The sequence below is a fragment of the Lysobacter sp. 22409 genome, from assembly GCF_052045105.1.
Lineage (GTDB): Bacteria > Pseudomonadota > Gammaproteobacteria > Xanthomonadales > Xanthomonadaceae > Lysobacter > Lysobacter antibioticus_B.
In genome coordinates this window covers 8,865-21,880 of sequence record NZ_JBQEOE010000060.1, presented here as the reverse complement: position 1 = coordinate 21,880, position 13,016 = coordinate 8,865, and the positions used below count along the sequence as shown (strand labels likewise).

Below are 13,016 nucleotides of genomic sequence, written 5' to 3'. Positions count from 1 at the left end.
GCGATGCCGACGCAGGGATTTTTCATACGGGACATCCCTGTCCCGATGAAAAACGGCCCGCATCCATGCGGGCCGCCCTCTGGGTCTTCGACTGCCTTCGCTAGTGCGAAGCTACGCACAGCCGAAGCAAAGCAACGGCAACGCGCCCGCGTCGGATACGAACACAGCCGACTCAGCATGGCCGAGCCCACTCCGACGATCCCCCATCCGCAACATCCGCATAGCCACGCCCGCGCCGCCATCGGCCTTGGCTGCTATCGTGCTCATCCGGCGGCGCAGGCTTGGCGTCTGTCGCCCTGCACTGAGGTTCCCGAACGCATGAATTCTTCCTCGCGCGAACTTTCTTCATCGGCATCCGCACCCGGCGGAGCGCGTGCGCTGGCCGCGGCCGGTGCGGTGCTGGCCGCTCTGGCGGTGGCCTTGTCGGCCTATGCCGCGCACGTCGCCGATCCGGCGGCGCAATCGCGATTGCAGACGGCGGCGGTGTTCGCTTTCGGGCACGGCGTGGCCCTGGCCGCGTTGGCGCCGATCGCTCGGCGTACGCTGGCACGGGTCGCTCTGCTGGCCTTGCTCGTCGGCGTGCTGGTGTTTTCCGGCGGACTGGCGGCGGCATATTTCTTCGGCGCTTCGACCCGTCTGCTGCCCTACGGCGGCAGCCTGATGATCCTGGCGTGGCTGGTCTACGCCGCCGATGCGCTGAGACGTTGAGATGCCGCGACATGTCCGGGGGTTCGACGCCGAGGCCGCGCACGCTTATCTGAGCAAGCGCGATCGCAAGCTCGGCGCATGGATGAAGAAGGTCGATCGGCTGGAGAACGGTCCGATCCCGACCGATCCGCGTTGGCGCCAGCGCTTCGACCCGGTCGATGCGCTGGCGCGGGCGATCCTGTTCCAGCAGCTCAGCGGCAAGGCCGCCTCGACCATCGTCGGCCGGGTCGAAGCGGCGATCGGAAGCGACCGCCTGCATTACGACACCCTCGGCCGTTGCGACGACGCGGCGCTGCGCGCCTGTGGCGTGTCCGGCAACAAGCTGCTCGCGCTGCGCGATCTGTCGGCGCGCGAATCGCGCGGCGAGATCCCGGACCTGCGGCGCATGGCGACGATGGACAACGACGCCATCATCGCCGCGCTCGTGCCGATCCGCGGCATCGGCCGTTGGACGGTCGAGATGATGCTGATGTTCCGCCTCGGCCGCCCCGACATCCTGCCGGTCGACGACTTGGGCATACGCAAGGGCGCGCAGCGCGTCGACAAGCTCGACGAGATGCCGGCGCCGAAGGCCTTGGCCGAACTCGGCGAACGCTGGGGGCCGTATCGCAGTTACGCCAGCCTGTACCTGTGGCGGATCGCGGATTTTTCCGAGGCCGCCAAGGCCAGGACCAACCGTTCGCAGGATTGAGCGCGCGTCGACTCTGGGCATTGTCGATGTCCCGCGCGGCGATGGCCGTCTTTCATCGCTGACTTGCAGCCACGTGCGGATTATTTCGCGTCGTAACGCCAGTGCCACGGCTCGTAGACGATGCCGTGCGGGTTGTCGCGCGGGTAGCTCATGACGTAGCCGTAGCCGCCGGCGTTGTCGCGCAGCCAGGCGAAGGCGGGGGTGTGCTCGAAGGACTCTTCGGCCGGCGGTTCGCCGGGGGTGCCGATGTCGAGGGCGAGGCCGCTGTGGTGTTCGCTGTAGCCCGGGGCGGCGTTGACGGTGAGGATCTCGTCGACGCCGAGGCCGCGCGCGAGTTTGCGCTCGAAAATGCCGAGTTGGTAATGGTGGCTGCGATAGCCGGAGATGGCATCGAGGACGATACCATCGTGCACGGCGGCCTGGCGCAGGTGGCTCCAGGCACGCGCGGCGCCGGGATGCAGCCACAGCGGCCGGCGGAAGCGGTCGACGCCGGCGTAGGCGAGGCGGTCGGGTTCGGCGATCAGGCCCAGGCCGGTTCGCGCTTCGTAGCCGTCGCAGTCCAGGCCGAGTGCGGACAGCCGCTCCTCGATCCGATCTAGCGGCAGCTCGTGGATTCGCAGCAGTCCCTCGCGGCGGTATTCGACGATGGCGTCGAGCGCATCGAGGGCGTGGCCGATGCCGTCTTCGTGGATCAGCCGGTGGACCAGCGGCAACAGACCTTCGGGCAGGTCGGCGGCGAGGAAACGGCCGTCGCGCTTGCGTCGCAGCACGTGCCGCGCACGCGACAGCGCGCGGGCGTCGTGGTTGCTGNGCAGACCGCCCGGCCAGAGTTCGATCTCGGGCGTATTGATCAGGAGGTGGCCGTGGCCGCGCATGCGCTCAGATTAGCCGGCGAGGGCGCGTCGCGCCACGTTCGCCGATGGTGCCGTCAGGCCGGTTGCTTGAAATACAGGCGGGTGCCGAGAATGCTCGGGTCGTGCTCGACCGACACCAGTTCCCAGCCCTGCTCGCCGCGTTTGTCGAGTTCTTCCTGGATGCGTTGCCGCATCGGCGACTCGAACAGTTGATAGGTCAGCTCGACGACTTGATGTTTCCACTTCTGGGTCATGGGTCTTCCTCGGGAGTCGGGGTGTCCTGGCGCGGCAGCCGCCCATTCTTGCGCAGAGCGTCGCGCAGGACATATTCGATCTGGGCGTTGAGCGAACGCAACTCGTCGTCGGCCCAGCGCTGCACGGCGGCGAGCACCTCGGCATTGATGCGCAGCGGATAGGCCTTCTTCTCGCTCACCGCCGGCGCGTCCCTTCGCCGCCGCCGGGGCGGTCGCGATAGCTGCGGCGCGCAGCGCTGATCGCGAGGATCAAGGCGACGGCGAGGCCGTTGACCGCCAGCAGCAGGGCGACCACGACCAGAGCGATGCGGCCTTCGTTGTCGCCGGCCCAGTAGAAGCCGGCGCCGCCGAGCAGCATGGCCACGCCGGTCGTCGCCAGCAGGCGGGCGAGTTTCGCCGCGGTGCGGGCCGGGTCGGGCAGGCGCGAGGCGTCCAGGCCATTGATCAGGTGCAGGTTGCCGCGCGCGACCAGTACCGCCGAAACCAGGATCGGTACGGCGCTGACCGCCATCGCGATGGGGACGAGGTAGTCGTGGAGGGTCATCGGAGCCTGCTCAGTACAAGCTGCCGGCGTTGACGATCGGCTGCGCGCCGCGGTCGCTGCACAGCACCACCAACAGGTTGCTGACCATGTGCGCCTTGCGCTCTTCGTCCAGTTGCACGACGCCGTTTTTCTGCAGTTCGGCCAGGGCCATTTCGACCATGCCGACCGCGCCGGCGACGATGCGCGTGCGCGCGGCGATCACCGCGTTGGCCTGCTGGCGTTGCAGCATGGCATGGGCGATCTCGGGCGCGTAGGCGAGGTGGCTGATGCGCGCATCGATCACGTTGACGCCGGCGTCGGCGAGGCGGTCCTGCAGTTCCTGCTGTAGGTGCAGGGATATCTCCGCGGCATGGCTGCGCAGCGACAACTGGCCGTCTTCGTGCTGGTCGTAGGGGTAGCTGGTGGCCATCGCGCGCAGCGCCGACTCGGACTGGATGTGCACGAAGGTTTCGTAATCGTCGACGTTGTAGACCGCTTCGGCCGAATCGACCACCTGCCAGACGATCACCGCGGCGATCTCGATCGGGCTGCCGTCGAGCTCGTTGACCTTGAGCTTGCCGCTTTCGAAGTTGCGGATGCGCTGGCTGACCTTGCGCTTGGCGTAGAGCGGGTTGTTCCAGCGCAGGCCGTTGTCCTTGACCGTGCCGACGTACTTGCCGAACAGGCTCAGCACCGCGGCCTGGTTGGGCTCGATCTTGTACAGGCCGGACAGAAGGCGAGGGCGCCGGCCAGGATCGCGACGATCACGCTGGCCCCGCTTTCGCTGGCGACGCCGCCGAGGAAGGCATAGGCGCCAATCGCGCCGAGGCCGAGGCAGCCCAGCAGGACCGGAATGCCTGAGAGGGATTGGGTGGGGTTCTCTTTCATGGCGTCCGTCTCGCTCGTTGTCCAAACATATTGATATCAGATTGATATCAGGTCTGGAATGCCCGATCGTCGGAAAGGGCGGCACGGGCCCGGCAGGCAGGGCGAAGCCGTTTGGATCGACGAGGGCGGGTGGAATCGCGGCCATGGCCCCGCCAGGGAAACGCCGGGTACCCGTAGCGCGGTGCGAATGCCCTCAGGGCGTGATCCGGTACAGCGGCGCCGGGATGAACTCGCCGGTGGCGTAAAGGCTGCGGCCGTCGGCGGACCAACCCAGCGCTTCGGCCTGCGGCAGCCAGGGCAAGTCGCTGACCCGGGGCTGGCCGGCGACGGCCTGGGCCCAGCTTTGGCGCGGCTGGCGTGGGTACAGCAACAGGTAGCGGTAGGTCATCACCGCCAGGGTGTTGCCGTCGGGGGAGATATCGGCGGCGGTGACCTGGCCCTGCAGCTTGGCCCGGGTCGGGTTGCTGCGGCGCAGTTGCGCATCGGGTTCGGGGATGCCGGCCAGGCCGCCAAGCCGGGTCGCGGTCTGCAGGGCGTTGCCGGCCGGCATCAGCGGCAGCGAGAACAGCTCCGGCGGCTGGCGCTTCTTGGAGATCAGCAGGACCTGCTTGCGGGCGATGTCGACCGCCACCGCCTCGCAATCGCGGGCGCCGTCGGGCCAGCGGAAAGCGATCGACCAGGCCGGCTTGAGGCGCGCGTTCTCGATCTTCGCCGGCTCTTCGATCACATGCAGTTGCAGGCTGCGGCGCAGACCGCCGTTGTCGCCGGTGTCGGCGATCAGCAGGTACTGGCGGCCGTCGAGCTCGAAGGCGGCGATGTCTTCCCAGTCGGTCTTGGTGACGCCTTCGATGCGCAGGGTCGCCAGCCGGTCGCCGTTGTCGGCGACCGCGAACAGGCGCTCGGGATTGCCGCCGTCGTCGTGCATCCACAGCACGCCGGGATGGCGGCGCGAGGCGGCCAGGCCGCTGATCTCCGACAACTGCGGGTCGAGCATCATGCCGGCGAGCTGGCTGCTGCCGTGCGGGGGCGCCTCGGGTTCGCCCGTGCACGCCGCGAGCAGCGTCGCCGCCAACAGCAGCGCCAGCCGTCGCGCCGCACGGGGGCGGCGGGCGTGGCTGGACTGCGGTGCGGGGGCGACGGCGCGCGACGCGGGCCGAGGACGGGCGAAGGGCATGGCCACAGCATCGCATGGGCGATGCTGTGGCCATAGTCCGGCGCCGCGCCGATAGCCCGGAAAGTTAGACTAGGCTCATCCACCCCATGGTTTTACGAGGATTCCGCATGACCACGCTCGGCACGCCGCTGTCCCCGCACGCTTTCCGCGTGCTCCTGCTCGGTTCGGGCGAGCTCGGCAAGGAAGTGGCGATCGAACTGCAGCGGTTCGGGGTCGAGGTGATCGCGGCCGACCGTTATGCGAACGCGCCGGCGATGCAGGTCGCCCATCGCAGCCACGTGCTCGACATGCTCGACGGCCAGGCCATCCGCGCTTTGATCGCGGCCGAACGGCCGCAATTGATCGTGCCGGAGATCGAGGCCATCCATACCCAGACCCTGGTCGAGCTGGAGCAGGAATTCGCCGCGCGCGGCAGCGACACGCGGATCATCCCGACCGCGCGCGCGGCGCGTTTGACCATGGACCGCGAAGGCATCCGCCGCCTGGCCGCCGAGACCCTGCAACTGCCGACCTCGCCCTACCGCTTCGTCGACACCGCCGAAGACTATCGCGCCGCGGTCGCCGAGCTCGGCCTGCCGTGCGTGATCAAGCCGGTGATGTCGTCCTCGGGCAAGGGCCAGAGCCTGGTGCGCAGCGCCGACGCTGTCGACGCCGCCTGGGACTACGCCCAGACCGGCGGCCGCGCCGGTGCCGGCCGCGTCATCGTCGAAGGCTTCATCGACTTCGAATACGAGATCACCCTGCTGACCGTACGCCATGCCGCCGGCACCACCTTCTGCGCGCCGATCGGTCATTTGCAGCGCGACGGGGACTACCGCGAAAGCTGGCAGCCGCAGGCGATGGCGCCGGTGGCGCTGGCGCGGGCGCAGGAGATCGCCCGCACCATCACCGACGACCTCGGCGGCTACGGCGTGTTCGGCGTCGAGTTGTTCGTCAAGGGCGATGAAGTCTGGTTCAGCGAAGTCTCGCCGCGCCCGCACGACACCGGCCTGGTCACCTTGATCTCACAGGACCTCAGCGAGTTCGCCCTGCATGCGCGCGCGATCCTCGGCCTGCCGATCCCGACGATCCGCGAGTTCGGCGCCTCCGCTTCGTGCGCGGTGCTCGCCCAGGGCCACGGTGTGCCGGTGTTTTCCGGCGTCGACGCCGCGTTGGGTCAGGTCGATACCCAATTGCGTTTGTTCGGCAAGCCGCGCGTCGAAGGCCAGCGCCGGGTCGCGGTGACGCTCGCGCTCGGCCAGGACGTCGAGGATGCGCGTGCGAAGGCGCGCGAGGCCGCCGCGCAACTGCAGGTCGAATTGCGCTGATCGTCGCGCGCGCTCACGATCCTGGAATCGATGCCGCACGACCGGCGCCGATCCCTAGCTTCGCCGGGTCACCACCGCTGCATCGAGTTTTCAGGGGAGCGTCATGAACGAGACACAGGGCTACGCCGTATTTTTCTTCCCGCAGGCGTTGGAAGCGCTCGGCGAAGCCATCCGCCCCTACCTGCTCGACGGTCCGGTCGGTCCGCACGTGCTGTGTCGCGAGATCGACACCGGCGGTGCCTTCATCGAGATGACCCTCGAGGGCCGCGCTTCCGACGGCCGCGACCTGTCGCTGGAGCTGATGGTGCCGGGCAACATGGTGCGCATGATCGTTTCCGCGCACGGCGAGGGCGCCTTCGGTTTCGGCCCGCGCGTGGTGCGCACCGCGCCGGCCGCGAGCGTGGCGGCTGCGCCCACGCCGGCTGCACCCGTGCCGGTCGTCGTACCCGAGCCCACGCCTGCAGTGCCCGATGCGCCCGCGCCGGTGACGGCGAAGGACAAGCCGGAGTAATCGGGCGAACACCGCATGCGGATGCCGGCGCAGCGCCCGTGACCTAGCGTCCAACAACGATCAGGTGCCCGAGCATGGCGCCGACAGGAGGTCAGCCATGAGCAAGTCGGACACGATCACTTTGTATCGCCCGGTGGGCCCCGAGGAACTCGCGCTGCTGCGCAAGAGCGGATTCAAGCGTTGGCCGCCGCGGTTGCCGGAGCAGCCGATCTTCTACCCGGTCAGCAACGAGCGCTACGCGGCCGAGATCGCCGAACGCTGGAACGTAAAAGACAGCGGCTACGGCGCGGTGACCCGCTTCCAGGTGCGTGCCGACTTCATGGCGCGCTATCCGCTGCAGAAGGTCGGCGGCGAGCACCACACCGAATGGTGGGTGCCGGCCGAGGAACTGGAACAGCTAAACGATCACATCGTCGGGACGATCGAGGTGATCCGGGAGTTTCACGCGACGGCTTGAGTCGCTGAAGTCGGCCGTCTAGGTAGCGGCCTATGTATCTGGTTGCTGCCATGCATCTGCAGCGCGTCATCCCCACGCAGGTGGGGATCCACCGGATTTCGTGCGAGAAGCGCATCTATTCACTCCCGCCTTCGCGGGGATGACGGGGTGTTATCGCTTCAATCGCGCAGCTGGATGATGTGCGCGGTCGAGTCCCGGTAACGGACACGGCCGATCCTGTAGGGCACCGTGTGAGTGATCGATGCCGCTTCGGGCGGCGGCTCTACGTCCCATTCGATTCCCTCGAAGTCGTACGGGAATGGCACGCCGTTCGGATTGGCCGAGTGCAGGTACACCGCATTGTTGCCGGTGTCCTCGCATAGCGTGGCCCAACATTGCACTGGGAAGGGCTTGCTGCGTGCGAACGCGTTCAAGTCGAGCAGCAGTCGGCAGGTCAATTCTGCCACTCGTATCCGGTCCGACAGCGAGCGGTTGCCGCGGCCTCGCCAATCGATATGGGTATGCCAAAAATCGAAAAAATCGCTGTCTGCGATCCAATCGAAGGACTGGCGGCCGCGCTCGATCCGAGCCCAATAAGCCTCCATGCGCTTGAGATAGCGACGGTCCATCGATTCATTCTTCATCGGCGTGCTCAATCCGCCAGATCCACCCACACCAGATGGTGGTCGCTGGCTTCGGAAATCTTGGCGTCGGCGGTGCCCGGCTTCGGCCAGAACACGCCGGTGCCGCGGACGTTCCAGCCGCGCGAGGGCAGTGCGTAGTCCAGACGCAGGGTGCCGGCCTTGGGGCCGAAGTCGCCGGTGTGTTCGGCGGTGTCGCCCTTGCGCGGGAAGCCGTAGAACTTCGCCCGTTCGGCCGCGCCTTCGCTGCGCGGTACCCGGCTCGCATCGACGCGCGGGTGATCGAGCAATTGCTTGATTGAGCCCGGCACGCCGTCGCCGTCGACCGGGTCGGCGTTCATGTCGCCGACGATGACGAAGCGCGCATCCTCGGCGAGGCCGCCGCAACGGCCCTGGTCGTCGCACAACCAGGCCGGCGTGCCGCCGTCGAGGTAACGCGCCCACAGTTTGATTTCGTCGTGGTTGCGCGCGCCGTTGCGGTCCTCGGGGCCGTCGAACACCGGCGGTGTCGGATGCGCGGCGAGCAGGTGCAGCACGCCGAGCGGCGTGCGCACCGGCACGTCCCAGTGCGACTTCGACGACAACCGCATCTGCGGCCAGGCGGTCGCCGAATACCACGGTTTGCCGGTGTCGGGATGGCGCGGCTGGCGCGCGCCGGGCAGGGCGCTCCACTTGAAGGTCTGGAAGCTGCGCACCGCGGCGGCGTCGATCGGATAACGCGACAGCACCAGCATGCCGTATTGGCCCGGGTGCAGGCCGTAGCCCCAGGCGTCGTTGCCGCGCGCGCGGTCGGCGCGCTGGGCGTCGCCGGCCAGGCCGTCGCCGTCGAGGTCCAGGCCGCTCGGCACGCCGGTGTTGACCGGGGCCAGATAGCGGTAAGGGTAATGCAAGGCCGCGCCGCCGCCGTCCTGCGCCACTTCCAGGTAGTCGCGCTGGAACAACTCGGCTGCGCGCTGTTGCGCGTCGTAGTCGAATTCGTTGAGCAGCACCACGTCCGGACGCACCCGTTGCAGCACCGCGGCGATCTTGCGTGCGTTGCCGTCGCCGGCTTCGAGGCGGCGGATCAGGCCGCCGTCGGCGTCGTCGTAGAGCGAGGTGTTGTAGGTCGCCACGCGCAAGGGCGCAGCGGCCGACGCGTCTGCCTGGTCGCGGACCCAGGCCTTGGGATCGCCGTGTACGTTCACCTGGGTGCAGGCCGTCATGAGCAGCGCGGCAAGGGCGGCGCCAGCGCGGAAGGGAAGTCGGGAGGCAGGGAATCGAAGCATGCGCGCATGATGGCATGGCCCCGCCGCGGCATCGTTACAGGGTCGGGCGGAATCGCCGAGCGCAGCGGGCGCCCTGTGCGCATCGGTTGCACCGACCTGGACCGCAAACAACGACGCCCCGGCGAACCGGGGCGTCGTGTCGAAACGAAGAGCGTGTCGCGAAGTGGTACGAAGTATTACAGGGTGCAACCGAACGCGGCGTACTGAGCCTTGCTCTGGTCCAGCGCGGTCTTGCACGCGGTGGCCAGGCTGGCCTTGCCTTCCGGCGTGCCGGCGGCCTGCTTCCAGGCGCTGCGGCTCGAATCGATGCCGGTCTGGAACGCGGCGCGCTGGGCTTCCGGCACCTTCTCGGTCAAGCAGGCCGAGATCTTGTTGAGGTAATCGTCGCACTCGGGCACGCCGACGCTGTCGACGACAGCAGCGGCCGGAGCCGCCGGCGCAGCGGCCGGGTCGGTCGCCGCCGGAGCGGCGGTATCGGCCGGCGCGGTGGCGGCCGGTGCGTCGGCGGCCGGAGCAGCGTCGGCGGGCTTGTCGGCCGGCTTGTTGCAGGCGGCCAGCGCGAGGGTGATCGCGGCAGCCAGGAACAGGGTGTTCAATTTCATTGCGGACTCCATGTGGCGGTGAGTTGAATGGGTGGCGGCTCCATTGCCATGCCTTGAGTGGCGCCGTTCCCGCACGTCGTTGGTTACGACCGGGCTACGAGATACACGACCTGAACGAGACGAGTGTTACAAATGTGTAAAAACCCGCCAATCGCGACCATCGAAAGCTTCGAGCGGGCGGAAACGGCGCTTGTAATCCATCTTCGGGTGCCCGGCGATCCAATAGCCGAGATAGAGATGGCTGCGGCGTTCGCGGCGGGCCCATTCGATCTGGCGCAGGATCGCCAGGGTGCCGAGGCTGCGGTCGGCCAGGTCGGGGTCGTAGAAGGTGTAGACCGCCGACAAGGCGTTGTCGACCACGTCGGTGACGGCGACGGCGAGCAGGCGGCCGTGGCCGCGCGGCGCGGGCTCGCGTAACTCCAGGAAGCGGTTTTCGCTCCAACTGCCGATCAGGAACTGGTCGAACTCGATCGCACCGTGGCCGTCCATGCCGCCGCCGGCGTGGCGCGAGGCGAGGTAGCGCTTGTAGAGATCGAGCTGCTCCTCGTTGCGTTCGGCCGGATGCACGCGCATCTCGACCTGCGCATTGCGGGCCAGGCAGCGGCGCTGGCTGCGGTCGGGCACGAACTGCTCGACCGGGATGCGCACCGCGACGCAGGCCCGGCAGCCGCTGCAATGCGGTCGGTAGACGATGTCGCCGGAGCGGCGGAAGCCCCAGCCCAGCGCATGCGGATACCACTCGCGCAGGCGCGGATCGCGCGGGTCCAGGACCAGGTCGCGGGCGACGCGCTCGGGCCAATAGCCGCAAGCGTGCTCGCCGGTGTGGAACAGGCGGAGGTCGTCGCTGTCCGGCTGCGGTTGCGTGCCCATGGGGCCAGCATAGCGCCGCATCCGTGCCCTGCGCATGGGGTCCGGTCGCTGTCTTGCCACTGAACCGGAACCGGGCCGTGTCAACCGCCCCGGGCCGGGGGCGTTGATCCGGTCATCGGCGCCACGGTGGCGCCTGCCGCAGGAGTCGACGCATGAACCGTTCCCCCCTTTATGTCGCCTTGTTCGCCGCGGTCGCGTTGGCCGGTACGGCCATGGCCTCGCCCCCGGCCGGCACGGCGACGCCGCGCGCGCACCTCAAGATCGACGCCAATCAAGACGGTGCGATCAGCCGTGAGGAAGCCGCCAAGCACCCGCGTCTGGCCGAAAAATTCGACAGTCTCGACAAGAACCGCGACGGCAAACTCGACGCCGGCGAGCGCCCGCAGCATCGCGGCGGCCGCGAGCACGGTGGCCGTCATGGCGGCCACGGCGGTGTCGCCGGGCTCGACAGCGATGGCGACGGCCGCATCAGCGCCGCCGAAGCGGCGAAGTCGCCGCGCATCGGCGAGTCGTTCGCCAAGATCGACCGCAACCGCGACGGTTATCTGGTGCGCAGCGAATTGCGCGCTTACCACGAAAGCGAGCGCCCGAAGCGCGAAGCCGAGCGCGCCAAGCGCTTCGACGAGCACTTCGCCGCCGCCGACCTCAACCGCGACGGCAAGCTCAGCAAGCTCGAAGTCGAAGAGAAGATGCCGCGCCTGGCGCGCAACTTCGCCTTCCTCGACGAGGATCGCGACGGTTTCCTGAGCAAGGCCGATCTCAAGCCGATGCCGCATCGCTGAGCGTGACTCGATCCGGCTCGCGCTGGACGAATCGCAAAAGGGCGCACTTCGGTGCGCCCTTTCCGTTTCGGCATGGCAATGCCGCTCAGCCGAAGCGGCCGCCGAGATACAGAGCGAGCACGACCGAAGTCGCTGCCAATAGGGTGCTCCACACGATTGCCGGTGTTCCCAATACCCAACGATACGTCGTGCTCCGACGCGGATCGGAGCCGGTCTCGCGCTGGATGCGCTCGAAGCTCGGTGCCAGTGCCCGCGGCATCGTGATCAGGAGTTGCCACAGCGATATCGCGAGAAACAGCACGGTCACCGTGATCGGCAGCACCCAGCCCCGGTCGAATTCGATCGAGGCGACGAAGGCGATGGCGAACGCGGCGCCGGTGGCCGAAGTCAGGCGTACGAAGCGGGCGATTTCGCGTCGCTCGTCGGCAGTGGCGGCGAACGAAAGCAGATAGCGGGCGATCAGGACCGTCGCCACCGTGCCGCCGACGAAGCCGCCGATCAGCGAACCCAGCGAGTGACTGGCCCAAGACGTAAGCGAGGCTGAAATCGATGCGGCATCGAGCGGTGCGCCGGTCATCGCCTCGGACACTGGCGAGAACACCCGTTCGACCATGAACACCAATACGCTGCCGACCACGCCGCCGGAGGCGCTGGCGGTGCCCAGACCGCCGGCGCCGAACTTGCCGGCCAGGCTCGAACCGATCGAGCCGGCCGCAACCACCGCGGTGGTGGTGCCGGTCGGCGCGATCACGCCGAGCGCGCTGGCGACCATGGTGGTGAAACCGACCGACGGCGCGCTGGCGCGGGCGAACACGGCGAAGCGGTCGAGCAGCTCGCTGCGCACGGTGCTGCGCGCCCGCGACAGGCGCTTGCGCACGGCGGCGTCGCTGAGGCCCAGCAGGGCTGCGACCTGCTGCGAGCTCTGGCCTTCGCGGTAATACAGCAACAGCACTTCGCGGCTTTCGTCGGGCAAGGCCGAGATCAGTTCGGCGGCGACTTCGGTGCGCTCGGCTTCGATCAGGCGTTCGACCGTGCTGGGCTCGGGGTCGGCCGCGGCGGCGATCGCCGCCTCGACGTCGTCGACGGCGCGCGGCTGGCGCTGGCGCGAGCGCAGATGGTCGTTGGCGAGGTTGCGGGTGATCTGCCGCAACCACGGCAGGAAGCTGGACGGGTTCTGCAACCTGCGGATGTTCTGCCAGGCGCTGAGGAAGGCCTCCTGGGCGATGTCCTCGCTGGCGTGCACGTCGCGCACCATGGCCAGAGCGATCGAGGTGACCGAGTTCTGGCAGGCCGAGACGATGCGCGAATAGGCGGCGCGGTCGCCGCCGGCCGCGGCCGGCAGGTCGTGGTCGATGATCGAGGACAGGACTTCGGCGTTCATGCGGCGCTCCGGCGCTCGAGCGAGCGCGGCAGGGCCCCGGAAGACACCCGAGGGCGTGCGGCGGACGATGGGGCGGACATCGGGCGGGGCGTCGGGCGCGGCATCATCAGGGTTCTCCGGGCAGCGGCA

15 protein-coding genes and 2 pseudogenes are annotated in these 13,016 nt (G+C 68.5%); 6 read left to right on the top strand and 11 right to left on the bottom strand.

From position 1 onward, the window contains the following. The first annotated feature begins 318 nt into the window (after nucleotides 1–318). A complete protein-coding gene (locus ACTJJK_RS21535) occupies nucleotides 319–708 on the top strand; it encodes a DUF423 domain-containing protein (RefSeq protein ID WP_223621620.1) in 390 nt (129 codons plus the stop codon). A gap of 1 nt (nucleotide 709) precedes the next feature. Beyond that, a complete protein-coding gene (locus ACTJJK_RS21530; protein ID WP_031373530.1) occupies nucleotides 710–1,399 on the top strand; it encodes a DNA-3-methyladenine glycosylase family protein in 690 nt (229 codons plus the stop codon). Between the two features lie 80 nt (nucleotides 1,400–1,479). Here the strand turns inward: ACTJJK_RS21530 and ACTJJK_RS21525 are convergent, their stop codons facing one another. The 6 genes and pseudogenes from ACTJJK_RS21525 to ACTJJK_RS21500 form a co-directional block, all read right to left on the bottom strand. Beyond that, nucleotides 1,480–2,274 carry a M15 family metallopeptidase gene (locus ACTJJK_RS21525; RefSeq protein WP_440731212.1) on the bottom strand — a complete coding sequence of 265 codons (795 nt, stop codon included), beginning with the start codon at nucleotides 2,272–2,274 and terminating at the stop codon, nucleotides 1,480–1,482. A gap of 53 nt (nucleotides 2,275–2,327) precedes the next feature. Then, nucleotides 2,328–2,507: a DUF4177 domain-containing protein gene (locus ACTJJK_RS21520; protein ID WP_223621623.1), complete on the bottom strand. Its 180-nt coding sequence runs from the start codon at nucleotides 2,505–2,507 to the stop codon at nucleotides 2,328–2,330. Next, a complete protein-coding gene (locus ACTJJK_RS21515; protein ID WP_031373527.1) occupies nucleotides 2,504–2,686 on the bottom strand; it encodes an Arc family DNA-binding protein in 183 nt (60 codons plus the stop codon). Before ACTJJK_RS21515 ends, ACTJJK_RS21520 begins: the two co-directional genes overlap by 4 nt. Next, nucleotides 2,683–3,051: a hypothetical protein gene (locus ACTJJK_RS21510; protein ID WP_031373526.1), complete on the bottom strand. Its 369-nt coding sequence runs from the start codon at nucleotides 3,049–3,051 to the stop codon at nucleotides 2,683–2,685. The genes ACTJJK_RS21515 and ACTJJK_RS21510 overlap by 4 nt, the downstream gene beginning before the upstream one ends. A gap of 10 nt (nucleotides 3,052–3,061) precedes the next feature. Beyond that, nucleotides 3,062–3,918 (bottom strand): annotated as a pseudogene (locus ACTJJK_RS21505) (SPFH domain-containing protein). A gap of 193 nt (nucleotides 3,919–4,111) precedes the next feature. Further along, the gene (locus tag ACTJJK_RS21500; protein WP_440731211.1) at nucleotides 4,112–5,092 is read right to left on the bottom strand and encodes a hypothetical protein; all 981 of its coding nucleotides are present in this window, start codon (nucleotides 5,090–5,092) and stop codon (nucleotides 4,112–4,114) included. 107 nt (nucleotides 5,093–5,199) lie between these two features. Between ACTJJK_RS21500 and purT the strand changes: the two genes are divergently transcribed. The 3 genes from purT to ACTJJK_RS21485 all read left to right on the top strand — a co-directional run bounded on the left by purT (nucleotide 5,200) and on the right by ACTJJK_RS21485 (nucleotide 7,367). Next, on the top strand, nucleotides 5,200–6,399 hold the full coding sequence (gene purT / locus ACTJJK_RS21495) for a formate-dependent phosphoribosylglycinamide formyltransferase (protein ID WP_031373523.1): 1,200 nt from the start codon (nucleotides 5,200–5,202) through the stop codon (nucleotides 6,397–6,399). A 103-nt stretch (nucleotides 6,400–6,502) separates the two neighbouring features. Then, a complete protein-coding gene (locus ACTJJK_RS21490; protein WP_031373522.1) occupies nucleotides 6,503–6,910 on the top strand; it encodes a hypothetical protein in 408 nt (135 codons plus the stop codon). 97 nt (nucleotides 6,911–7,007) lie between these two features. Further along, nucleotides 7,008–7,367 (top strand): hypothetical protein, encoded by a 360-nt coding sequence (locus tag ACTJJK_RS21485; protein ID WP_031373521.1) that lies wholly within the window; start codon nucleotides 7,008–7,010, stop codon nucleotides 7,365–7,367. A 158-nt stretch (nucleotides 7,368–7,525) separates the two neighbouring features. Here ACTJJK_RS21485 and ACTJJK_RS21480 read toward each other — a convergent pair whose 3' ends face one another. From ACTJJK_RS21480 to ACTJJK_RS21465, 4 genes are all read right to left on the bottom strand, one after another. Beyond that, nucleotides 7,526–7,990 carry a hypothetical protein gene (locus tag ACTJJK_RS21480; protein WP_152566357.1) on the bottom strand — a complete coding sequence of 155 codons (465 nt, stop codon included), beginning with the start codon at nucleotides 7,988–7,990 and terminating at the stop codon, nucleotides 7,526–7,528. A gap of 8 nt (nucleotides 7,991–7,998) precedes the next feature. Beyond that, the gene (locus tag ACTJJK_RS21475; RefSeq protein ID WP_440731210.1) at nucleotides 7,999–9,252 is read right to left on the bottom strand and encodes an endonuclease/exonuclease/phosphatase family protein; all 1,254 of its coding nucleotides are present in this window, start codon (nucleotides 9,250–9,252) and stop codon (nucleotides 7,999–8,001) included. Nucleotides 9,253–9,428: 176 nt separating this feature from the next. Next, nucleotides 9,429–9,854 carry a hypothetical protein gene (locus ACTJJK_RS21470; RefSeq protein ID WP_031373518.1) on the bottom strand — a complete coding sequence of 142 codons (426 nt, stop codon included), beginning with the start codon at nucleotides 9,852–9,854 and terminating at the stop codon, nucleotides 9,429–9,431. Nucleotides 9,855–9,980: 126 nt separating this feature from the next. Beyond that, a complete protein-coding gene (locus tag ACTJJK_RS21465; protein WP_430536919.1) occupies nucleotides 9,981–10,745 on the bottom strand; it encodes an arginyltransferase in 765 nt (254 codons plus the stop codon). Nucleotides 10,746–10,876: 131 nt separating this feature from the next. Here ACTJJK_RS21465 and ACTJJK_RS21460 point away from each other — a divergent pair, with 131 nt between their 5' ends. Continuing rightward, the gene (locus tag ACTJJK_RS21460) at nucleotides 10,877–11,506 is read left to right on the top strand and encodes an EF-hand domain-containing protein (RefSeq protein WP_440731209.1); all 630 of its coding nucleotides are present in this window, start codon (nucleotides 10,877–10,879) and stop codon (nucleotides 11,504–11,506) included. A 739-nt stretch (nucleotides 11,507–12,245) separates the two neighbouring features. Here the strand turns inward: ACTJJK_RS21460 and ACTJJK_RS21455 are convergent. Beyond that, nucleotides 12,246–12,887, bottom strand: a pseudogene (locus ACTJJK_RS21455) (RNA polymerase sigma factor); the annotation flags it as partial. Nucleotides 12,888–13,016: the final 129 nt, after the last annotated feature.

Coding starts and splice junctions, on each gene's coding strand:
- ACTJJK_RS21490 (WP_031373522.1), top strand. CDS start 6,503: ATGAACGAGACACAGGGCTACGCCGTATTTTTCTTCCCGCAGGCGTTG.
- ACTJJK_RS21530 (WP_031373530.1), top strand. CDS start 710: ATGCCGCGACATGTCCGGGGGTTCGACGCCGAGGCCGCGCACGCTTAT.
- purT (WP_031373523.1), top strand. CDS start 5,200: ATGACCACGCTCGGCACGCCGCTGTCCCCGCACGCTTTCCGCGTGCTC.
- ACTJJK_RS21500 (WP_440731211.1), bottom strand. CDS start 5,092: ATGCCCTTCGCCCGTCCTCGGCCCGCGTCGCGCGCCGTCGCCCCCGCA.
- ACTJJK_RS21480 (WP_152566357.1), bottom strand. CDS start 7,990: ATGAAGAATGAATCGATGGACCGTCGCTATCTCAAGCGCATGGAGGCT.
- ACTJJK_RS21535 (WP_223621620.1), top strand. CDS start 319: ATGAATTCTTCCTCGCGCGAACTTTCTTCATCGGCATCCGCACCCGGC.
- ACTJJK_RS21465 (WP_430536919.1), bottom strand. CDS start 10,745: ATGCGGCGCTATGCTGGCCCCATGGGCACGCAACCGCAGCCGGACAGC.
- ACTJJK_RS21510 (WP_031373526.1), bottom strand. CDS start 3,051: ATGACCCTCCACGACTACCTCGTCCCCATCGCGATGGCGGTCAGCGCC.
- ACTJJK_RS21460 (WP_440731209.1), top strand. CDS start 10,877: ATGAACCGTTCCCCCCTTTATGTCGCCTTGTTCGCCGCGGTCGCGTTG.
- ACTJJK_RS21470 (WP_031373518.1), bottom strand. CDS start 9,854: ATGAAATTGAACACCCTGTTCCTGGCTGCCGCGATCACCCTCGCGCTG.
- ACTJJK_RS21520 (WP_223621623.1), bottom strand. CDS start 2,507: ATGACCCAGAAGTGGAAACATCAAGTCGTCGAGCTGACCTATCAACTG.
- ACTJJK_RS21485 (WP_031373521.1), top strand. CDS start 7,008: ATGAGCAAGTCGGACACGATCACTTTGTATCGCCCGGTGGGCCCCGAG.
- ACTJJK_RS21475 (WP_440731210.1), bottom strand. CDS start 9,252: ATGCTTCGATTCCCTGCCTCCCGACTTCCCTTCCGCGCTGGCGCCGCC.